19 protein-coding genes are annotated in these 20,138 nt (G+C 62.3%); 8 read left to right on the forward strand and 11 right to left on the reverse strand.

Annotated features, from left to right (window positions below):
* On the forward strand, positions 1–1,208 hold a 1,208-nt coding region (locus QM596_RS00005), incomplete at its 5' end, for a DUF7927 domain-containing protein (protein ID WP_502943360.1).
* A 79-nt stretch (positions 1,209–1,287) separates the two neighbouring features.
* On the opposite strand, the gene QM596_RS00010 is transcribed toward QM596_RS00005, so the two are convergent.
* A complete protein-coding gene (locus tag QM596_RS00010; RefSeq protein WP_283307744.1) occupies positions 1,288–3,369 on the reverse strand; it encodes a PhoX family protein in 2,082 nt (693 codons plus the stop codon).
* A 234-nt stretch (positions 3,370–3,603) separates the two neighbouring features.
* Here QM596_RS00010 and QM596_RS00015 point away from each other — a divergent pair, with 234 nt between their 5' ends.
* The 7 genes from QM596_RS00015 (at position 3,604) to QM596_RS00045 (ending at position 9,089) form a co-directional block, all read left to right on the forward strand.
* Complete coding sequence (locus tag QM596_RS00015) at positions 3,604–3,840, forward strand: hypothetical protein (protein ID WP_019746144.1); 237 nt, start codon at positions 3,604–3,606, stop codon at positions 3,838–3,840.
* Positions 3,837–4,775, forward strand: a complete 939-nt coding sequence (locus QM596_RS00020; RefSeq protein ID WP_029256774.1) for an ABC transporter ATP-binding protein — start codon at positions 3,837–3,839, stop codon at positions 4,773–4,775. The genes QM596_RS00015 and QM596_RS00020 overlap by 4 nt, the downstream gene beginning before the upstream one ends.
* Positions 4,772–5,563, forward strand: a complete 792-nt coding sequence (locus tag QM596_RS00025) for an ABC transporter permease (protein WP_097386619.1) — start codon at positions 4,772–4,774, stop codon at positions 5,561–5,563. The genes QM596_RS00020 and QM596_RS00025 overlap by 4 nt, the downstream gene beginning before the upstream one ends.
* Before the next feature lie 21 nt (positions 5,564–5,584).
* Positions 5,585–6,727, forward strand: coding sequence for a sensor histidine kinase (locus QM596_RS00030; protein ID WP_047889971.1), 1,143 nt, complete (start codon positions 5,585–5,587; stop codon positions 6,725–6,727).
* Positions 6,724–7,338, forward strand: a complete 615-nt coding sequence (locus tag QM596_RS00035) for a response regulator transcription factor (RefSeq protein WP_019746140.1) — start codon at positions 6,724–6,726, stop codon at positions 7,336–7,338. The genes QM596_RS00030 and QM596_RS00035 overlap by 4 nt, the downstream gene beginning before the upstream one ends.
* 153 nt (positions 7,339–7,491) lie before the next feature.
* Positions 7,492–7,899 (forward strand): YciI family protein, encoded by a 408-nt coding sequence (locus QM596_RS00040; protein WP_021346141.1) that lies wholly within the window; start codon positions 7,492–7,494, stop codon positions 7,897–7,899.
* An 8-nt stretch (positions 7,900–7,907) separates the two neighbouring features.
* Positions 7,908–9,089 (forward strand): RNA polymerase sigma factor, encoded by a 1,182-nt coding sequence (locus QM596_RS00045; RefSeq protein WP_283308743.1) that lies wholly within the window; start codon positions 7,908–7,910, stop codon positions 9,087–9,089.
* On the opposite strand, the gene QM596_RS00050 is transcribed toward QM596_RS00045, so the two are convergent.
* The 10 genes from QM596_RS00050 to oxdA form a co-directional block, all read right to left on the reverse strand.
* A complete protein-coding gene (locus QM596_RS00050) occupies positions 9,075–9,821 on the reverse strand; it encodes an amino acid ABC transporter ATP-binding protein (protein ID WP_019746137.1) in 747 nt (248 codons plus the stop codon). The genes QM596_RS00045 and QM596_RS00050 overlap by 15 nt on opposite strands.
* A 4-nt stretch (positions 9,822–9,825) precedes the next feature.
* On the reverse strand, positions 9,826–11,643 hold the full coding sequence (locus tag QM596_RS00055) for an ABC transporter substrate-binding protein/permease (protein ID WP_019746136.1): 1,818 nt from the start codon (positions 11,641–11,643) through the stop codon (positions 9,826–9,828).
* Between the two features lie 151 nt (positions 11,644–11,794).
* Complete coding sequence (locus tag QM596_RS00060) at positions 11,795–12,709, reverse strand: SMP-30/gluconolactonase/LRE family protein (RefSeq protein WP_283307745.1); 915 nt, start codon at positions 12,707–12,709, stop codon at positions 11,795–11,797.
* Between the two features lie 31 nt (positions 12,710–12,740).
* A complete protein-coding gene (gene zigA, locus QM596_RS00065; protein ID WP_020971430.1) occupies positions 12,741–13,940 on the reverse strand; it encodes a zinc metallochaperone GTPase ZigA in 1,200 nt (399 codons plus the stop codon).
* 98 nt (positions 13,941–14,038) lie between these two features.
* Positions 14,039–14,677 carry a nitrile hydratase subunit beta gene (gene nthB, locus QM596_RS00070; protein ID WP_003946075.1) on the reverse strand — a complete coding sequence of 213 codons (639 nt, stop codon included), beginning with the start codon at positions 14,675–14,677 and terminating at the stop codon, positions 14,039–14,041.
* A 26-nt stretch (positions 14,678–14,703) separates the two neighbouring features.
* Positions 14,704–15,327: a nitrile hydratase subunit alpha gene (gene nthA / locus QM596_RS00075; RefSeq protein ID WP_003946052.1), complete on the reverse strand. Its 624-nt coding sequence runs from the start codon at positions 15,325–15,327 to the stop codon at positions 14,704–14,706.
* A 73-nt stretch (positions 15,328–15,400) separates the two neighbouring features.
* Complete coding sequence (locus QM596_RS00080; protein ID WP_019746131.1) at positions 15,401–16,966, reverse strand: amidase; 1,566 nt, start codon at positions 16,964–16,966, stop codon at positions 15,401–15,403.
* Between the two features lie 114 nt (positions 16,967–17,080).
* Positions 17,081–18,487 carry a substrate-binding protein gene (locus tag QM596_RS00085; RefSeq protein ID WP_283307746.1) on the reverse strand — a complete coding sequence of 469 codons (1,407 nt, stop codon included), beginning with the start codon at positions 18,485–18,487 and terminating at the stop codon, positions 17,081–17,083.
* 45 nt (positions 18,488–18,532) lie between these two features.
* Entirely contained in the window at positions 18,533–18,901 is a 369-nt protein-coding gene (locus QM596_RS00090; protein ID WP_020909773.1) for an ArsR/SmtB family transcription factor, read from the reverse strand.
* A 114-nt stretch (positions 18,902–19,015) separates the two neighbouring features.
* On the reverse strand, positions 19,016–20,077 hold the full coding sequence (gene oxdA / locus QM596_RS00095) for an aliphatic aldoxime dehydratase (protein ID WP_283307747.1): 1,062 nt from the start codon (positions 20,075–20,077) through the stop codon (positions 19,016–19,018).
* Positions 20,078–20,138: the final 61 nt, after the last annotated feature.

Here is a 20,138-nt window from a genome sequence, read left to right on the forward strand (position 1 = left end):
AGATCAACGACGGTGTTGCCGGCGGCGTTCTGGTCAACAACAAGGTCACCGGTACAGCGAAGCCGCCGACCGGTCCGGAGATCACCCCTCCGCCGGTGACGACCGAACACCCGGTTGATGGCACTCCCGCAATCGAGGTACTGAAGTCCTCTGACCCGTCCACCACGAACCGTGTGGTTGGCGGCCAGGAGATCACGTACACGCTCACGTTCAAGAATGTGGGCACCGCGGATGGTGAGATCAGCTTCTACGACGATCTGACCGATGTTCTCGACGATGCAGTAATGACGAAGAATCCGGCTACTACTTCCACGCTGGTTGTTTCGGGTGTCGTCGACAACGTCTTCACGGTCACCGGAAAGCTGGCCAAGGGTGAGAGCGCGACGGTGACGTACACCGTCAAGGTCAATCCTGAGATCGGAACGTTGTCAGGTCCCGGATTCACTCCGGGCGTCCTGAACAACTACCTGGTGGTTGGTGGCGAGAACCCGCCGGTGGACTGTGTTCCGGGCGACGCTCTCTGCACCGAACACCCGGTGGACCCGCCGGAGACCACCACCACGGTGCCTCCGACGACCACCACGACGCCGCCGGTCACGACGGAGCCCTGTGTTCCTCCGACGACGACGACCACGCGGATGGTTCCGACCACAACGGTTGCGACGACGACGGCTAGCGCGACCACTGCCGGTGACGCTGATGTGACCGGTACGGAGGAATCCACCACCACGGAGGAGACCACCACGGAGGAGACCACGACAGAAGAAGTTGTCGCGGAGGAGATTGTGGATCCGTGTGGCGTGACGACAACGACGCCGCCGACGACAACGCCGCCGGTCACGACAGTTCCGCCGACCACGACGGTTCCGAACACGACGGTGCCGGTTACACCGACGATCATCATTCCCCCGATCGTCGTTGTGCCTCCGATCGTCGTTGTGCCTCCGATCGTCGTACCGCCGACGGTTCCGGGTCAGCCGGTTCCGAGCACGGTTCCGGGACAGCCGAAGCCGCCGACAGCAAACCCGGGTCAGCCGAAGCCGCCGACGTCTGCTCCTCAGGGTGGAACGATCAACTCGGGTGGTGGCGCTGGTGAGAGTGGCGTGAACACCGGATTGCTCGCGGCAGGCGGTTTGGTTCTGCTGCTGGCGCTGGGAACGGGTGTTGTTCTCCTGACGCGTAAGCGTCGCGAGGATGGTGACAACTGATTCTCTTGAGAATCTGAGGTAAACGACGTGGGGCAGATCGCAGAGTATGCGATCTGCCCCACAGTCGTTTTCGTGTGTGTTACGAGCCGAGCCGAGATCCGTCCTTCTTCCATGCTGCAACTACCGACGGGCGAGGCTGGGAGGAGCCACCGTCGGGCCAATGGGATGCGGGGCTTTCGATGCTGGCGTCGTCGGTCTCGCCGGGGTGCTGGACGCAGACGATGACGCGCTTCTCGTCCACGATGGGGCCGCAGGTTTCGGCGCCGACGGGAACGGTGAGGAACTGCTTTGTTTCACCGCGGTTTTCGCCTTCGAGGACAACACTGAACAGTCCGTCGTTGGACTTGAGTGCGTTGCCGTCGGTGGAGATCCACAGGTTGCCGTGCGGGTCGAAGGCAAGGTTGTCCGGGCATGAGATGGGGCTGACCTTGCTCTTGTCGAACCCGCCGAAGTAAGTATCGGCTGTGGCCGGATCTCCGCAGACGAGAAGAAGATTCCAGCCGAAGGTGGTGCCGGCGTGGTCATCGGTGATTTCGAGGACCTGGCCGTTCTTGTTGTTGTTCCTCGGGTTCGCCTCGTCGGCCACGGCGCCACCGTCGACTCCGCGCTTGGTGTTGTTGGTCAGTGCGACGTAAACCTTGCCGCTCTTCGGGTTTGCCTCGAAGTCCTCGGGGCGATCCATCTTCGTTGCCCCGACCTTGTCACCGGCCTGGCGGGTGAAGACGGCGACCTCTTCGGCGCTCATACCGTCTACCAGCGATTCGCCCTTGCCGTCTTCGCCGGTGCGCAGGATGGCTACCCACTCGCCGGTTCCGTCGAACGTGCCGTCCGACGGGAGTTTGCCGGTTCCGTCGATCTCGCCGGCGGAGTTTCCGCTGAGCTTTGCAACGTACAGTGTACCGGCGTCGAGCAGAGTCATGTTGTGGCGCATGGCTGCCTGACTCTTGCCGTCCTGCATCTTTCGGCTCGAGACGAACTTGTACATGTAGTCGAAGCGCTCGTCGTCGCCGCTGTAGGCGACGACGGTACCGTCCGACGTGATGTAAATGGTGGCGGCTTCGTGCTTGAAACGTCCGAGCGCTGTGTGCTTGATCGGAGTCGACGACGGATCCCAGGGATCGATCTCGACGACGTATCCGAATCGGTTGACCTCGTTGGGTTCTGCGACCAGATCGAACCGCTTGTCGAAGCGTTCCCACTTGCGCTCGGAAGCGGCTCCGGCCAGACCGTAGCGCTTCAGCCGGGCTGCCACCGTGGGATCGGTGACACCCTCGGCGTTAGCGAAGTACTGGTTGAAGTTCTCTTCGCCGGAAAGCACTGTGCCCCAGGGTGTGACGCCGCCAGCGCAATTGTTGAGGGTGCCGAGCACTTTGGTTCCCGTGGGATCGGCACTCGTCTTGAGGAAGTCGCTACCTGCAGCGGGGCCGGTCACGACAAACTCCGTGGTTCCGGTGATGCGGCGGTTGTTCGATCCGATCTCCGGTACCAGCTTGCCGTTGTCGGATTCGCCCTTGACCTGGACGACTGACAGTCCGTGGCTGGCCAGGCCGATCTTGAACTGCTCCTCGGTCGGGTTCTCCGCATCGTAGCCGCGGAACATCGCCGGCTCGGTGGAGTATTCGTGATTGACCACGAGGAGGTAGGTGTTGGGCTGCCCGTCGACCGGGAGCAATCCGGCGAAGTCATTGTTGAATCCGAACTGCAGTTCCTGTGCTGCCGCAGTCTGCTTGTCGAAGTCGAATGCCGGGGCTCCGGCGAGAACGGCGTCACCCCAACGGATGACGACGGCCTGATCGTATCCGTCAGGGACCGTGACCTTGTCTTCCTTGTTGGGCGCGACGGCGTCGAAGTTCGTCCCCGCTGGTGTGGTTCCGCCGCTGCTGCCGCTCGCTGATCCGGTTCCCGGTTCGGCACTTGCGGATTCGTCCGAACACGCGACGAGGGCGCTGCCCGCTCCCACCGCGAGCACTGCCATGCCGCTGCCCCGGAGCATGCCGCGACGAGTCAGTGCCGTGCGTGCGATATCGCGGAAGTATTCGCCGCCCGAGGTGTTGGGGACCTCATGAGAGCACGCGTTTCCGCACTTGTACTGGCAGGTGATCGACGCGCGTGCAGACACGCCGTCGTGTTTGACGAACAAGGCCAAAGGCTTGATAGCCACCGTGAACTCCCGAGATTCGATGTACGGACTTCGGGAACCGTAGAAGCTCTAAGCGAGGGTAAAGGAACGTAAAAATGAACGGCAAAACAACGAGGCGACCCTTACCTGCAATTTACGACGCGTCCCCGCGGGGACGTCGCATGACATTTGTCATCGCCGATCCATGACGGTGTCACCGCAGGTGATGACGCTGCGCACTGTTCTCGTCGCGGACTTCCCGCGAGGCTTGGAGGCATGAGAGAACCACATGAGGGAAGCCTCCTGACGGACCTGATGGACATCGGACCCGCACCCACGATGGGCCGCGAACTTGTTGTGATCGTGGTGAACATCGCGATCATCGGAGGGGTATTCGCGATCATCGGCTCCAATCCGGTGTCCTGGATTCTTGTTGCCGCTCTCGCGGTCTACGCGGGCATTCGATTCACGATCGGACTGCGCAGCTGGAACCGAGAGGAGGCGCAGCGATGAAGGGCGATCCCGTGATCGACGTAGTCGGAATGTCGCGGCGCTACGGCTCCGGCAAGGAGGCGTTCGATGCTGTTCGCAATCTGGATCTGAGTGTTCAGGAAGGTGAGCTGTTCGGCCTCCTCGGAACAAACGGTGCCGGCAAGACATCCACTCTCGAAGTGATTCAGGGCCTTTCACGAGCCAGCGCCGGTACGGTGCGCGTTCTGGGAATGGATCCGGTGCGCAACCGCAAGCAGATTCGACCGTCGCTTGGCATCATGCTCCAGAAGGGTGGGCTCCCCCAAGACCTGACTGCTCGTGAGAGTTTGGCGATGTGGGCCGGAACGTGCTCGAATCCGCTTCCCGTCGACGAGGTGCTCGAGCGCGTGGACATGCGTGACCGTGGCGATACCCGCGTGAAGTTCCTCTCGGGCGGTGAAGCGCGCCGACTGGATCTGGCGTGCGCGATCGTCGGCCGGCCACTCGTACTGTTCCTCGACGAACCGACTACTGGTTTGGATCCCGAAAGTCGTCGTAACACTTGGCAATTGATCGCTGACTTGAAAGCGTCGGGCGTCACCATCATGTTGACGACGCACTATCTCGACGAAGCTGAATCCTTGTGCGACCAATTGGCGATCATGCACCGTGGATCGGTCGTGCGCAGCGGAACCGTGGCGGACGTCGTCGCAGATCATCCCGCTCAGATCAAACTGCACCGCCCAGGTCTTCCGCTCCCAGCGCTGGCCGGCGCCGAGGTGCGCGTCGAAAATGATCTGGTGCTGATCACCACTCGCACCGTCCAGGAGACGCTGACGGAACTGCTGCTGTGGGCGCAGCACAATGATGTCTTGCTGACCGGCTTGGATGCCCGAGCGGCGTCCTTGGAGACAGTATTCCTCTCCATTGCAGACCAATTCGATCATCACGCAACTCTCGAAGGAGCGTCGGCATGAACCGCATCGCAACCCTGTCTCGTTCGGAGTTCACGCTCCTGGGACGAAATCGACTGTTGCTCTTCAATGCAATCGTCCTCCCGCTGATCTTTCCCGTGGGAATGCTGTACCTGTCGCGAGACGGCGGGCTGTCGGACAAGTCGGTGTCGGCAGGCCTCGAGGTATTTGCACTGTTCCTTCTCGTCTTCGTGGTCTTCTACAACCTGCTGTCGGTGTACGCGACGCGCCGTGACGAGTTGGTTCTCAAGCGACTACGGACCGGGGAATGCAGCGACGCCGAGATCCTGGCGGGCCCGGCAGTGCCGTCGTGGGTTCTCACCGCACTGTTGACGGTGGTCATCGGGATCGCCGTGATGGTTCTCGGCGGCAGTGCCCCGGTCAATCCGGTGCTGGTGCTGGTCGCGGTGATCGGCGGCGCCGCGCTCTTCACAGCGCTGGCGTTGATCACTTCGGCTGTCACTCGGAACGCAGAGGCGGCGCAGATCACCTGCATGCCGATTCTGATTCTGGCGACGGCAGGTATGTCCTCGATCAGGAATGTCTTGCCGGACAACATTGCTCGCATTCTCGATTTCACTCCGCTGGCCGCAGTAGTCGACCTTCTCAATCTCGGATGGCTGGGGCGGACCACTGGCGAACTGGCTGATCTGGGCGATGCGCCCGGTGCGGCGGCCGGATTTGTCGACACCTTCGGTTCGGCTGGGCAACCGCTGTTGGTCATGCTGGCGTGGATCGTCGGTTCGGTTCTGATCGCGAACGTCCACTTCCGCTGGGAACCGCGTTCGTAGAACTCTGAGAAGGTAGTGGGCATGATCGCGCAGAACTTCGGACGCTGGAATCCGAGACGGACGTGGCGAACCGCGTCGAACGTCGACAAGGTTCGCCTCTACACGCGGCAATCGTTCATCATGGTCGCAGTGGTTTTCGGTGGCTTCGGTGCGGTCACCGAGATCGTTGCGGATCGGTACCTGTCGGGTGTCTTCCTCGGAATCAGTGCCGTTGCGTGCGGCATCGCCGTCTCTCGGATGTCAGATCTGGGCGGAGTCGTGGCCAAGCCCGTCCAGATTCCTCTTGCCGTGATGACGTTGTCCGCGTTCTGCTCGGCGGGAATCGCCTTGGGAAGCAATGGCGAGAACGGCCCGTACTTCTGGCTCGCGGCAATCCTTGTCGTGCCCCTTGCTGGGTTGACGTCGTTGCGCTGGCTGATCGTGGGCTCAGTGGCCGCCGGGGTTGTACTGGGACTGCTTGCGGGTCCGGAAAGCGGCGTGTCCGTCGGAATCGTCGCCGCCTTCATGGGGCTGACCGTCTACATGTCGGTGTGGCTGCTTCGCATGGTCACCGAATTGGACGAGGCTCGCGGAGCTGCCGCTGCCCTGTCCGTCGCCGAGGAGCGATTGCGATTTTCGCGCGATCTCCATGACGTCGTCGGGCGGGCACTGTCTGCAATTGCGGTGAAAAGCGAACTTGCAGCCACTCTTTCACGACGCGGCGACGATCGTGCAGCCGCGCAGATGGACGAAGTACGCGAACTTGCGCAAGATTCTCTCGACGAAGCGCGCGAGTTGGTTCGGGGATACCGGTCCATCGCCTTGGCATCCGAGTTGGCCGGTGCGCAGTCTCTGCTCGAGGCCGCCGGAATCTCCACCGCGATACGTGGATCGGCAGATCAATTGCCGGTGGAACTGGCCGAAGCCGCTGCCTGGGTCGTCCGTGAAGGCGTGACCAACATTCTCCGGCACTCCAGTGCCGAGAATTGCAGCATCGAGGTGTCCGCGGACGGCGTCGTGATTGCCAACGACGGCGCACGGATCGCAGAGCCGAACAACGGAACCGGCCTGAACGGCTTACGCGAGCGCGTCGGCGCCGTCGGAGGAACTGTCGAAACCGTGCAGGACGAAGATCGCTTCACCCTCACCGCCCACTTTCCGTCCCGAACGAAGGAGTCTCGGTGACCGAGCCGATCAAGGTACTGCTGGCCGACGACGAGAACCTGATCCGCTCGGCTCTGGCCATGATGTTGTCGCTCGAGGACGACATCGTCGTCGTGGCAGAAGCCGAATCCGGCGAGGATGCCGTGATCGCTGCTGCAAAGCATCAACCTCACGTAGCCGTGCTCGACCTTCAGATGGCGGGTATCGACGGCATCGAGACGGCGCAACAGATTGCGCAGACGGTCTCGGGGTGCGTCTCGATCATCGTGACGAGCCACGGGCGTCCTGGGTACTTGAAGAAGGCACTGTCAGCAGGTGTCCGCGGATTTCTACCGAAGACGACGCCTGCGGCGACGCTCGCCGAGGTGGTCCGCAGCGTCCATGCCGGTGGGAGGTACGTCGACCCGTCGTTGGCTGCCGAGGCGATCGGCGCCGGCGACTCACCGCTTACTCCGCGCGAGGCGGACGTACTCGAATACGCGGCCGACGGGGCATCCATCGAGCAGATCGCTTCCCGGGCACACCTGTCTGCGGGTACCACCCGAAACTATTTGTCGTCAGCTGTCACCAAACTCGGTGCGGCCAATCGGCACGAAGCTGCAGTGATCGCCCGCCGGCAGGGGTGGATTTAGGGCCTCCGGCCCCCGTGCGCCTTTCTGGTTGCGGGCACTACCAAAAAGGCGCACAGGGCCGAAGGCCCCGCAATGTCGAGAATCCCCGACTTGCTTCGTCCCTGTAGTGAAGTGCGACCAGAATGGGTGGCACCGACACAGAGGAGATTCACGATGGCCAAGTACTTGCTGCTCAAGCACTACCGCGGCGCTCCGGCTGCAGTCAACGACGTGCCGATGGACCAGTGGACACCGGAAGAGATCACGGCCCACGTGAAGTACATGCAGGACTTCGCGGATCGGCTCGAGAAGGCGGGCGAGTTCGTCGACGGTCAGGCTCTCGCTCCTGAGGGCACCTTTGTCCGGTACGACGGTGAGGGTCGCCCGCCGGTCACCGACGGCCCGTTCGCGGAAACCAAAGACCTCATTGCCGGCTGGATGGTGATCGACGTCGACAACTACGACCGAGCCGTCGAATTGGCCGGGGAGCTCTCGGCCGCGCCCGGCGCAGGCGGGAAGCCGATTCACGAATGGCTCGAACTGCGCCCGTTCCTGACCGAGCCGCCGACCATCACGGACTGACGACTCTCATGGACGACACGCTGCTTCGAAGTCTGACTCCGAGCGTGCTCGGCATCCTCGTCCGCCGCGGAGCAGATTTCGCGTCGGCCGAGGACGCCGTGCAAGATGCTCTGCTCGAGGCGGTCAGGACCTGGCCGGACAACCCGCCGCGGGACCCGAAGGGCTGGGTGGTCACAGTGGCCTGGCGGCGGTTCCTCGACGGGATCCGGTCGGATGCGGCTCGTCGCAAGCGGGAGTTTCTGGTTGACGAGCAGCCAGGCGAGCGGCCGGTCAGCGGGTCGGAGCCGGGCGTGGACGACACACTCCAGCTCTACTTTCTGTGCGCTCACCCGTCGTTGACGCCGTCGTCCGCCGTTGCACTTACGCTGCGCGCTGTCGGCGGGCTGACCACTCGCCAGATTGCGCAGGCCTACCTGGTGCCCGAAGCGACGATGGCTCAGCGCATCAGCCGAGCCAAGCGCACGGTCTCCGGCGTCCGGTTCGAGCAACCCGGCGATGTCGCCACCGTTCTACGTGTCCTTTATCTGGTCTTCAACGAGGGGTACTCCGGCGACGTCGACCTGGCTGCCGAGGCCATCAGGCTCACCCGGCAGCTCGCCGCTGCGATCGATCATCCCGAGGTGGCGGGGTTGCTCGCTCTGATGCTGCTTCATCACGCTCGCCGCGCCGCGCGCACTGCCGCAGACGGCAGCCTGGTTCCGCTTGCCGAGCAGGACCGCGGACGGTGGGACACCGAGACGATCGCGGAAGGGGTCGTGATCCTTCAGGGAGCCCTCGCTCGCGATCGACTGGGCGAGTTCCAGGCCCAGGCCGCGATTGCGGCACTTCATGCCGACGCTCTCACAGCAGACGAGACCGATTGGGTGCAGATCGTGGAGTGGTACGACGAACTCGCAGCCCTGACCGACAGCCCGATCGTCCGGCTCAACCGAGCGGTGGCGGTCGGCGAGGCGGACGGGCCACGCGCCGGCTTGGCAGCTCTTGCAGCGCTGGACGATTCACTTCCACGCCATGCCGCAGTCGAGGCCTATCTCCGTGAACGCGACGGAGACCTGGAGACGGCGGCGAGGTTGTATGCCGATGCAGCGCAAAAGGCATCCAACCTCGCCGAACGTGACCATCTGATGCTTCAGGCGTCGAGGATCAACGCCCGTCGATCTCTGAAGCGTCCTGGGTCAGAGAACCTGTGACAGGAACGCCTGCAGTCGATCGGTCTCGGGATCGTCGAAAAGCTGTTCCGGAGTACCGGTTTCGACAACGGCGCCGCGGTCCATGAAGAGCACCTTGTCGGAAACGGAACGCGCGAAGCCCATTTCGTGCGTCACGACGACCATGGTCATACCGGACTTCGCGAGATCGGCCATCAACGCCAGAACGCCCTTGACCAGTTCGGGGTCGAGAGCTGACGTCGCCTCGTCGAAGAACATGACCTCGGGCTTCATCGCCAAGGCGCGGGCAATGGCGACGCGCTGCTGCTGACCACCGGAAAGGTTGCCGGGCCGCGAGTCCGCCTTCTCCTTGAGCCCCACCAGATCCAGCTGCTCGAGCGCGAGCGCCCGAGCTTGTTCCTTGGACAACCCCTTGAGCTTGTTCGGCCCGAGCGCGATGTTCTCGGCGACGGTCTTGTGCGGGAACAGGTTGAAGTGCTGGAACACCATGCCGATTCGCTGGCGAAGCTCGTCGGGGTTGTCCTTCAGGACGGACTTCCCGTCGAGCAGCACGTCACCCTGCTCAGGCTCGTGCAGACGGTTCAGCACGCGCAGGAGCGTCGACTTGCCCGAACCGGAGGGCCCGATGACGGTGACGGTGTTTCCGGCGTCGACGTGCAGGTTGACGCCGCGAAGAACCTTGTTGGCACCGAAGGACAGATGCAGGTCCTTGCCGGTGAGCGATACGGACTTCAGTTCAGAGCTGGTGGTCATGTCCTCAGCCCCTTTCCACGACGATGGCCTGCTCGAGCGGATCCAACGTGCCTGAAGTGTCGGCGCGTCCGGTCCGGAGCCGGTTGTCGATGTAGTTGACGAGGTGCGTCAGCGGGATGGTCAGAGCAAGGTAGAACAAGCCTGCCGCAACGAGCGGGGACAGGCTGCCGGTCTGGGCGTTGAGATCACGTCCGACGGCAAAGAGTTCCCGCTGGGTGACGAGGAGACCGAGGAAGTAGATCAGCGACGAGTCCTTGATCAGCGAGATGAACTGGTTCATCAACGCCGGCAGAACGCGTCGTACACCCTGCGGGATGACGACAAGCGACATGGACTTGCGGTAGCTGAAGCCGAGGGCGCGTGAAGCCTCGAGCTGCCCGGACTCGACGCTCTGGATACCGGATCTGAAGATCTCACCGATGTACGCCGACGCGAGCAGTGACAGCGCCGCGACGCCCAGCCAGTACGGATTGCTGCCGGTGATTCCCTTGACGATCGGTCCGACGCCGAGCCCGATGATCAAGATGATGACGACGGCGGGCAGGCCACGGAAGATATCGGTGTAGACGCGGGCCGGCCAGCGCAGCCAACGGGTGCGCGAGATACCGGCGACAGCGAGCAGCATGCCGAGGACCGTGCCGATGATGCCAGACGCGAGCGCAAGGATCAGGGTGTTGGGAAGACCGGTCTTGAGGAGATCGGGGAATGCCTTCTTGTACAGATCCCAGTCGAAGAACGTGTCCTTGAGCTGTTCGAGCGTCGACTTCGGTTGGTACGACGCGGTATCGCCACCGTCACCGTTTGCTGCGTTTTCTGCCGCAATGGCTGCGAAGTCGGGCAGTTCCGGAGTGGCCGCGGCCTTGGATCCGGGCTTCCAACCTTCAGGGAGTTGGCGCGGTACCCAGTCGGCGTACAGCTGAGACCAGGTTCCGTCGTCGATGACTGCGTCGAGGCCGGAGTTGAGGGCGTCGATCAGCGGCTGGTTTTCCTTGTTCACCGCCCAGCCGACGAAGTTGTTGACCGAGAAGGTGTTCTGGATGATCGAGGTCGGGTCACCGGGAGCGATTGCGCCTTCGGCCTGCTGAGACGGAGCTACCCAGGCGTCGATCTGTCCGGATTTGAGGTTCGCGTACGCCGTGGCGTAGTCGGGAAACTTCACGGGATCGAGCTTGAGCGTGTTCACGACGTAGTCGTCCTGCACGGTTCCCTGCACGACGCCGATGCGCTTGGATGCGTCCAGGTCTCCGAAGCCGGTGATCGGGCTGCCGTTAGGCACGACGAGGGAGAAGTATCCGAAGTCGTAACCGTTGGTGAAGCCGACGGTGTTGCGACGGTCGTCTGTGGTGGTGATGGACGACGAGCCGACGTCGAAGCGTCGACCGGCAACCTGGGCGAGGAGCCCGGCGAACTCGGTGCCGACGAACTCGACCTTCAGGCCCAGCTTGTCCGCGACGGCCTTCAGCAGCTCGTTGTCGTATCCGGTGTACTGATTATCGGAGTTGACGCAGATGCTCGGGGGCGCGTCACCGAGCGTGCCGACCGTGATGACCCCGGGTTTGATCAAGTTCAGCTTCGAGGTGTCGATCCGATCGACCGGGGTGACGGTGGCCGTGGTGTAGCGGTCTTCGGCGCCCGCACCCGCTGCCGCATCCAGGTTTGTGGGGGCCGCGGTTGCGGCTCCCACTCCTGGAGGTGCACACAGGTCTGTGGGGGCTGCCGACGAATCCGAACCACTCGAGCACGATGACAGAGTCAGCGCCAGGAGGGCAGTGAGGAGCAGTGCCACCACCAGGCGGATCTTCGCTGCGACGGAAGAAAACATGCGAGCAGCGTAAACCTAAGGGTAGCCATTTCTCCGTGTAGAACTGTTGACAGTTTTCGGACAAGCGGCCGCTGCGCTGCGGGCATGCCTTCAAATCAGCGTGATTTTAAGTATCGCCAGGTCGGAGAATCCCGTCTCGAAGGGAACGGAGTTACCGAACCGGTGCGAGTTCGACGCCCGCCGGAGGTACCAGGCGGCGCAGTGTCCCGTCGAAGCCGCTGACGTAGAGCGCCCAGCCGTCGCCGTCCCGGCCGATACGCACTGAACTCGGCCCGGTCCACCCACCCGACAGACCCGAAGCGACGACGCAGGACTTCCCGGTCTCGGGATCTACACGATAGATCGCGCCCTCGAGGTGAGCAGCGACGTAGAGCATCCCATCCCGCGACACGGTCAGATCGTCGAGACCGGGTACCGGGCTCGGGACGGTTGCGACAACGGCCCACGCATCAGGGGTATCCACAGGGACTCGAATGATCTGACCTGTGAACAGATCATCGGTGTACACGGCTCGATGATCCGGACTGAGCGCGAGCCCCTCCGAACGTGGCACTGCGGCCCAATTGGGTACGACGGTTCGGGAGTCATGTTGATAGCGCGACACGCCCTTCGACGGGCCGCCCTCCGTTCCGACCCACGTCGTCAGAAGATCGCCGTCGGGAAGTCGGAGCAAGCCGTTGCCCGCGAAGTCGGCGGGTGCGGACAGCTGATCCGTCGTGGTGTCCAGTTGCCACAGCTTGCCGTCCTGTCTGGTGAGGAAGGACAGCCTCGAACCGTCGAGCTGCAAACCGCCAGGAGCAGCAATGCCGTCGAGGACGGTTCGTACCTGTCCTTCGGCGTCGACGTGATAGATCTTCGACTCGCCGGAGAGGTAGAACCCGCCGTTGTCATCGGTCTCGAGGTTTTCGAGCTGTTCCAACCCCTGGGCTACGGTCTCGACCTGCCAATCGCCGCACATCGGCGCGGTTGTCCAGGTGGCTTCCGCCGGCGTCACCGCGGCAGCGGTCCCGGCTGCGATTGCCGCGACGATCAACAACGCCCGAGTTCGGTTGCGTGATAGCCCCATTGCGCACAACTTACGGCAAATCGGACCAATATCAAACGGTCTGGTCGGTATATCCGACGCCCAGGGGGTCGCTCCAGGTGGTCCACACGTCTGGCCCGAGTTCGATCTCGGCTGTGGTGAGTAGACACGCGTCGAGTTCTCGGTGCAGTCGAGACGGGTCGATGGATTGGCCGATGAAGACGAGTTCTTGTCGGCAGTCACCGACAGGTTCTTCCCACTTGTCGAGGATTCCGTCGCGACGGTAGTCGTCGGCCGGCCACTCGTCACGGGGTAGAAACTTCCACCAACGGCCGACGTATCCGTGGCGAATGAGATGACCGGCCTGAGAAATACTCCCGATCTCGGTGAACCGGCCGGCATTCCAGTAGTAGCCCTTGGCCCGAAGTAACTTTCCGTTGGTCCACTCGCTGCTCAGGAAATCATGCAGGCGTTGTGGGTGGAAGGGCGCGCGCTCGCGGTACACCACCGAACCGATTCCGTACTCCTCGGTTTCGGGGGTGTGTTCACCTTGGAGTTCTTGTAGCCATCCAGGGGCCTGAGCAGCTTTCTCGAGCGAGAACAAGCCGGTATCGAGAATCGTGTCGAGTGGGATACGGCCGAGAGTCATCGGAACTATCGCAGCAGTTGCGTTCAAAGATCTTAGGACCGAAGTCAATTCGACCAGGTGTTGGTGCGAGACGAGATCGGCCTTGCTCACCAGGATGACGTCGGCAAACTCGATCTGATCGACAAGCAGATCCGCGATGTCTCGTTCATCTTCCGGGGCATCGGCTTCGACGCGACCCCCAGCCGTGTAGTCGCGCAGAAAACTGTTGCCGTCGACGACTGTGACCATGGTGTCGAGTCGGGCGACGTCGGCCAGGGCATGGCCGTCGGTATCGATGAAGGTGAACGTCTCCGCGACGGGCAGCGGTTCGGAGATGCCCGAAGATTCGATGAGAAGGTAGTCGAATCGGCCATCGGCGGCCAAGGCGCTTATCTCGGAAAGAAGATCCTCTCGCAGAGTGCAGCAGATGCAGCCGTTGGTCATCTCGACCAGTTTCTCCTCGGAGCGACTGAGCGAGATCTCACGCTCGACTTCTGCACTGTCGATGTTGATTTCGCTCATGTCGTTGACGATCACCGCAACCCGGCGGCCCTCCCGATTGCGCAGGATCTCGTTGAGTAGCGTCGTCTTCCCGGCGCCCAGGAAACCTGACAGCACCGTGACCGGAAGTCGTGTGTCGACCATGATTTCCAGTGTCCTTCCGAATGAGTGAATCGTTGTGATCAGGCGGCGGTCACGCGAACCGCTGCGATCGCGTGACCGCCGCCTGGAATGCTGGAAGATCAGGCCGCAGGCTCGAGGTAACCCTCGAAGAGGTCGACAACGACGCTTCCGCCGTCGGTGTCGCTGCCGAACAATTCCTCCGCAGCGAACGTCACGTGGTAGGTGGGTTCTTCGCCGGCGTCGTTGCGGCCGTGACCGATTGCGTCGGGGAACGGCCACTTCTCGGTGGTCCGGTGAGCGATGGTCCCCACCCGTCCTCGGCAGTAAGCAGGCATTCGAATATGCCCGGGAACGTATTCGTCTCGCACACGTACTCGCTGACCGACCTCGAAGGTGGTTGTGTCGACGCGAGCCGGTCGGCCTTCGGATTCGCTTGGCCGTGAGAGTGGGAACGGTCCTCCTGCAAGGCTTTCGAGCTCTTCCTGCGTCAGGATTCCCTTTTCGACCATCAGCGCCGCGACGCCGATGACGTACCGCTCGTAGTACGGGGTCATCATGTAGTGGCGGGGCTCCATCCGCTCGACGACGTATCGAACTTCGTCGACGCTGAAGGCCCCGAGTTCGGCGACACCGGCGAACATCAGGCTGTACGGCAGGTGTTCCCACTCGGCGTGGAAGGTGGGGCCGATGTCGGCGTTGACGGTATGCGGGACTTTGCCGAAGCCTTGAACTCCGGCAAGATCGTGTACTCCATCCATGGTGTGCTTCTTTCTTGTCGGGGTGGTCAGACGGTGGGGACCTGCGGGACTGCGACGCCGATCAGGCAGTCCTTGGTGACGATTTCCTGCAGTTGTTCCTGGCTCCAGCCTTCGGTGCCTGCGGGACGTTGCGGTAGGACCATGTACCGAGTTTCGGCGGTGGTGTCGTAGACGCGGATCTCGACGTCCGACGCGATCTCGGTTCCCATCTCGGAGAGAACCTTCCGTGGCTCGCGGACCACGCGTGCACGGTATTCGAAACTCTTGTACCAGGTCGGCGGCAGACCGAGGATGGGCCACGCGGTGCATGAACACAGCGAGCACACGATCACGTTCTTGAGGGTCGGGGTGTCTTCGACTGCCACGATGTATTCGCCCTGGGGGCCCAGATATCCGTACTGGGCAACCGCGGCGGTACCGTCGGTGAGAAGCAGTTGCCGGAAATCGGGGTCGGTCCAAGCCCGCGCGACCAATTCCGCTCCGCGCCTTGGACTGAAGTCCTCCTCGAAGGTCTTCTTCCATCCCTCGACGTAACCGTCGGGTACCAATCCCTTACCGTCGAGTGCGCGGAACAGGGCCCACGCGCGATCGGAGACCGGCGCCTGGGCCGGTGCGGCGTTCTCCGTTGTGTGGTCGATCGTTACTGACATCTGGTTCACCTTTTCTATGCGGGCTGATCATGTGTGAATCGGTGGAATTTGTTGTGCAAGTGCGGATACAGGACTAGGTGAGGCTGAGTTGTGGTGCGGAGTCGGAGATGTGGTCGGCAGGCGTCGGAAACGCGCCGCGAAGCTTTTCGAATGCGCGCCCGACTCGGAGGACCGTCGCATCGTCGAAGGTTTTGCCGGTGATCATCATTCCGACCGGAAGCCCGTTTACCAGGCCGGCCGGAACGGACAGGGACGGATGTCCGGTCACGTCGAATGGTGCCGTGTTGGCGATCATCCCGAGAGCCTTCGTGATGAAGGTTGCACGATCCACGTCCTTCGCCGGCAATTCGGATGCGACGTAGGGCAGTGTGGGCATCACCAGGACGTCGAATTGTCTCAAGGCAGTGTCGTAGGCGGCGCGGGCGAGCGGTACGAGGTTCCGGGCTTTGCCGTAGCTCGCGCCGCCGAGGGTGGTGATGCCGTGGTGGCCGGTCAGGGCCACTAGTTTGACGGTTTCGGACAGAGCGTCGGCGTGCTGAATGCGTCGAGAAGCAAAGTGTGCCATCAGTTCCGGATCGTACAAACCTTCGGCATTCATGCCGTATCCGTTGCCGTCCAACATCTGGTAGGCACCACCGTCCGTGGCGATCACGTTCCAGATGTGGAAAGCATGCAGGTGCCACGGGATGTTTACTTCCTCTACCGTGCAACCGATTTCGGTCAGACTGTGTGCCGCTGCGCGGACTGCGTCGTCGACCTCGGGCTGTGAGACCGCGTGCCCGAAACCTTCTCGAACGATCCCGATTCGCAGACCATCCACATCGGAGTCGAGAGTGGACAGGTAGTCACCTGCTTCGACGCTGTCGGCTTGGCGTGGGTCGTTACCGTCGCGACCGGCGATGACCGAGAGCATCAGTGCGGCATCGTGGACCGTGCGTGTGATCGGGCCGAGATGGTCGATTGTTCGCTCGATGGGAAATGCGCCGGTATACGGGACGAGCCCGAACGTCGGCTTGTGTCCGACGACGCCGCAGAATGCCGCCGGGATCCGGATCGATCCGCCTTGATCCCCGCCGATCGCAAAATCGACGTCACCGTTTGCAACGAGAGCTGCACTGCCACCGGATGATCCACCTGCTTCACGCTGTGGGTCCCATGGATTGCGGACCGGTCCGCTTGCCGGTGTGAAGCTCGAACCGGAGAAACACAGGTCCTCACACACAGCTTTGCCTGCGACGGTTGCACCGGCCGCCAGTAGTCGAGTGACCACAGTTGCGTCGCGAGACGGAGTGAATCCCTCCACCGTCCGAGATCCGTTCATCATCGGAACTCCGGCCACGGTCACGTTGTCCTTGATCGCCACGCGTCGGCCGGTCAGGACGCCGTCCGACGTCGGCGGGATGCTTGTGGTCACATACCAAGCGCTCAAGGGGTTTTCGTTCGCAGTTGGCACCACATGCTCGCGTGACGTGGTCGGCGGGGTTGCCTCGTCGGCGTACAACTGGTCGACGACGTCGTAGGAGCCCAGTGCTCCGTCGATCAGTGCCGGCCACTCGAGCCGGGCTGATTGGTCGAGAGTGATGCCGTAATGCCTTGCAGCGGTGTCTATTGCATTGTCGTCAGGTCGGATTGTCGCCATGAGAAGTGTGCTCCTGATGTGATCGGCTTCACTTGTCTTTCAGACTAGGGCCGGATCCATAATTGCGTCAATAGGTATCGACATATTGACTCGTTAAGTTCGGGTTACGCGCGTTCAGAGAGAGCGGGGGTACAGGCGCCCATGGCGTGATTCAGCGATCAGAATCGGCCGATGCAGTGGAACGCCGGTGTCCGTCGAGCTTTTCGACGTTGTGACAAGCTGCCGAAGTACTGTTTCCGGATCGCCCGCCGACGTTCGTTCGACTGCGCGTGCGTAAGCGACGATCGCTTCGTACGTTGTCTCCGACAGAGAGCTGAGCGGAGGCAGGAGTTCGTTCGAGCTTGCGCTGTATCGCTTTTCGAGGTCGTGCTCGCCGGCTGCGGATTGAAAGTAGCCGAATGCCGCCCAGACTCCGTCGGCATCGGAATTGCCGATGAGCTGCTGAGTGGCCTCGTCGAGGACCAGCGCGAACGTCCGCGTGGTGGCCCGCAGTCCGTGCTGGGCGCATTGCCGTTCGAAGAAGACCTCGTCATGGCCCACCAGGGTGGAAAGAATCAGTTCCGCCCCGGAGTCGACTATCGACTCGATGATCCGTGAGAAGTCGGTTGTTCCCAACGGTACGTAGACTTCGCCGGCCACCGAACCTGTGGATTCGGCGATCACACGCCGAGCCGCCCAATGTGCTCCGAACGACCACGAATACTGCTGACCGACCAGGAACCAAGTGCGAGAACCGGTCTCGGACATCATTGCGGGTATGCCCGCTCGCGTCTGGTCGAGTGGCCGCTCACCCAATCGAAGGATCCCCGGACGCGATCGACCTCCTTCGTTGAGAACTGTGTGCACCAACAACACACCAGTGTTTTGCAACGCAGATGCAGCGGCATTGAAGGTCGACGACGTCACGCACGCAAAAATGGCGCGACATCCGCTTTTCACCAATCGCAGTGCGGTCGCCGCTCCGGCCGCCGAGTCGGAAGCGTCATCGCCGATCACCAAGTCGACGAGAACGCCGCCGACACCGCCGTCGGCATTGATCTCTTCCACCGCCAGGGCAGCGAGTGTTTCTGTGGCCTGGGCGAATACAGCCGCCGAGCCGGATTTGCTGACCAGCAGTCCGATCCGATGTCGGTCGGAGCGCGGAGGTTCGGGTGGAGCGAATCCGCGCTTGTTGGCAAGCCAGGAAATGCCGTCCTGATCGAGGCTGGACTCGAGAACGAGTCGGGTGCCGGTGCCGTCGGGAAAGAACCGGATCGTCAGACGGCCGCGCCACGGTTGGTGGTGCACGATCACGACCGAGCGGCCCCGCTTCACGCCGGCGACGTACCCCAACAGAGTGATCGGCATTCCGGCTACATCTGCGCGTGCGCCGTCGCCGACGGGAAGGGAGATGGCGACGGCGGCCCCGACCGTCAGTTGCTCACATTCGAGTTCGAGCAGTTGCCCCGTTTCGAAGCGCTCGAAGGCTGACCCTGGTGGGTCCGTCGTCACGATCTGTGCCGTTACGGAGAGACCTGGCACGTTCTACTTCCTGCCTGAAATAGATGCTGGGGCTCAAACAGGGCCTCAAGCCCGGCGACGCACCGAAGCCGCGTCGGAATCCTCAGTCGCCGTGGTCGGCAACTCGGAGGCGTTCGAACCTGCTTCCAGCGCTCGCCCGAGGACGTCGCGCAGGAACTGGAGTGCATCGTTGGCGGGCCCAGACGGATCGATCGAAAACAAGCGATGACGTCCTTGACGGCGTTCGACGATAACTCCGGACAGCCGCAGCGCCTTGAGATGTGTGGATACCGTGGTGCGACCGACCGTCGAAATTTGATCGCTGATGAAGCCTGCGTTGCATTCGCCGTGGGTAGCCAGAGTGTCGAGAATCTGTCGGCGCACCTGGTCGGCCAGCACAGCAAACGCCAACTCTTCGTTTCGTTGAGTAGTCACTGTGTGCTGTCCGCGCTTCCTCGATGGCCTCTACTGAGATATGTCGACACTCGTCAACATATCTCGAGTTGCCTCCGAGGGAAAGAACGTCGCCGAAGATTCTGGCGGCTTCGGTCAGCGCGCGGCGATGGCCACCGCGTCGCGCAGCATTCCGGTCCCGGGATGGCAATTGATGTACTCGTACAGCTGATCGGCGGCATCGAATACCGAGACCTCATGGTAGAGACGTAATTTCGACAGGCCCTCGGCGACCCGGAAGAACGTCGTGAAGATCCGCAGGTGGGTCGGGTGGGATTCCGACCACCGCTCGAGTTGGTCGAGTGAGGCCCAGTGACCGATGTTGTAGCTCAGGTCGAGGAAGTTTCCGTCGATGTCGATATTGCGTACGAAACGGTTGCTGTAGCACCCGACGGCCGGGCCGTTGTCGCGGAGGAAGTCCATGCCCGATTGAAGAGTGGGCAGGATTTCGTCGAGGTAGAGGCTGCGCTCGTCTGCTTCCGCGTCGGCCCAGTCCTGCCCGGATCTGATCAGTGCGATGTTGTCGTGTCCCCGCACTACTACGCGTCCACCTGCGGCGGGGTCACCGGCGACGACCCGTAGTTCGCCCGAGGCCTGCATCCAGTCGGTCTGAGAGATCGGAAAGCGCTCGCGCATCGAACCCCAGTAGCCATGCTCGTTGATCTCGCCGCTGACACCGTCCATGACGGCTCCCACTCCGGGGAGATCGTCCTGGAACGCGTAGAGCGTCTCGAATTGTTCGGCTCTCGGTGCCACGATCTCCCGGAAGAACCCCAATCCGTCGGACAAGCGGTCCTCGGACTCCCACCAGGAGGCCACCGGAGCTGATGTGCTCCAACGATGTTGGGAAGAAACATCTTTCCAGTACCCGACCACGATCAGATTCTCGTAGCCCTGGTTGTCGATGTGGTGGGTCAGATCGTGGTGTGCCGGTCCGTCCGGCAAGTCGAAGCCGGCGACGATATCCCGCATTGCCTGCAGTGCTGCCGAGCGCTGATCCTCGCCGCGGAACTGCACGCCGAGATAGCCCATCGCGACCTGGTGCAATGTGTCGTCCGCACGCCCGACCCACATGGGAAATGGTGGCGAATAGGTATCCGGAACGCGCCTGGTCAGCGTGCGCGGGCATTGAAGATGTTCACCGATTGCAGATTCCATGAGTGCTCCCTGTGATGTAGGTGGTCGGATCGGGTGCCTGGCACTTGGCAACGCCGTGCCG

Source organism: Rhodococcus sp. IEGM 1406 (assembly GCF_030056745.1).
GTDB lineage: Bacteria > Actinomycetota > Actinomycetes > Mycobacteriales > Mycobacteriaceae > Rhodococcus_F > Rhodococcus_F erythropolis.

Coding starts and splice junctions, on each gene's coding strand:
- nthB (WP_003946075.1), bottom strand. CDS start 14,677: ATGGATGGAGTACACGATCTTGCCGGAGTTCAAGGCTTCGGCAAAGTC.
- QM596_RS00015 (WP_019746144.1), top strand. CDS start 3,604: ATGAGAGAACCACATGAGGGAAGCCTCCTGACGGACCTGATGGACATC.
- QM596_RS00060 (WP_283307745.1), bottom strand. CDS start 12,709: ATGGGGCTATCACGCAACCGAACTCGGGCGTTGTTGATCGTCGCGGCA.
- QM596_RS00050 (WP_019746137.1), bottom strand. CDS start 9,821: ATGACCACCAGCTCTGAACTGAAGTCCGTATCGCTCACCGGCAAGGAC.
- QM596_RS00045 (WP_283308743.1), top strand. CDS start 7,908: ATGGACGACACGCTGCTTCGAAGTCTGACTCCGAGCGTGCTCGGCATC.
- QM596_RS00025 (WP_097386619.1), top strand. CDS start 4,772: ATGAACCGCATCGCAACCCTGTCTCGTTCGGAGTTCACGCTCCTGGGA.
- QM596_RS00055 (WP_019746136.1), bottom strand. CDS start 11,643: ATGTTTTCTTCCGTCGCAGCGAAGATCCGCCTGGTGGTGGCACTGCTC.
- QM596_RS00080 (WP_019746131.1), bottom strand. CDS start 16,966: ATGGCGACAATCCGACCTGACGACAATGCAATAGACACCGCTGCAAGG.
- QM596_RS00030 (WP_047889971.1), top strand. CDS start 5,585: ATGATCGCGCAGAACTTCGGACGCTGGAATCCGAGACGGACGTGGCGA.
- oxdA (WP_283307747.1), bottom strand. CDS start 20,077: ATGGAATCTGCAATCGGTGAACATCTTCAATGCCCGCGCACGCTGACC.
- QM596_RS00020 (WP_029256774.1), top strand. CDS start 3,837: ATGAAGGGCGATCCCGTGATCGACGTAGTCGGAATGTCGCGGCGCTAC.
- nthA (WP_003946052.1), bottom strand. CDS start 15,327: ATGTCAGTAACGATCGACCACACAACGGAGAACGCCGCACCGGCCCAG.
- zigA (WP_020971430.1), bottom strand. CDS start 13,940: ATGGTCGACACACGACTTCCGGTCACGGTGCTGTCAGGTTTCCTGGGC.
- QM596_RS00040 (WP_021346141.1), top strand. CDS start 7,492: ATGGCCAAGTACTTGCTGCTCAAGCACTACCGCGGCGCTCCGGCTGCA.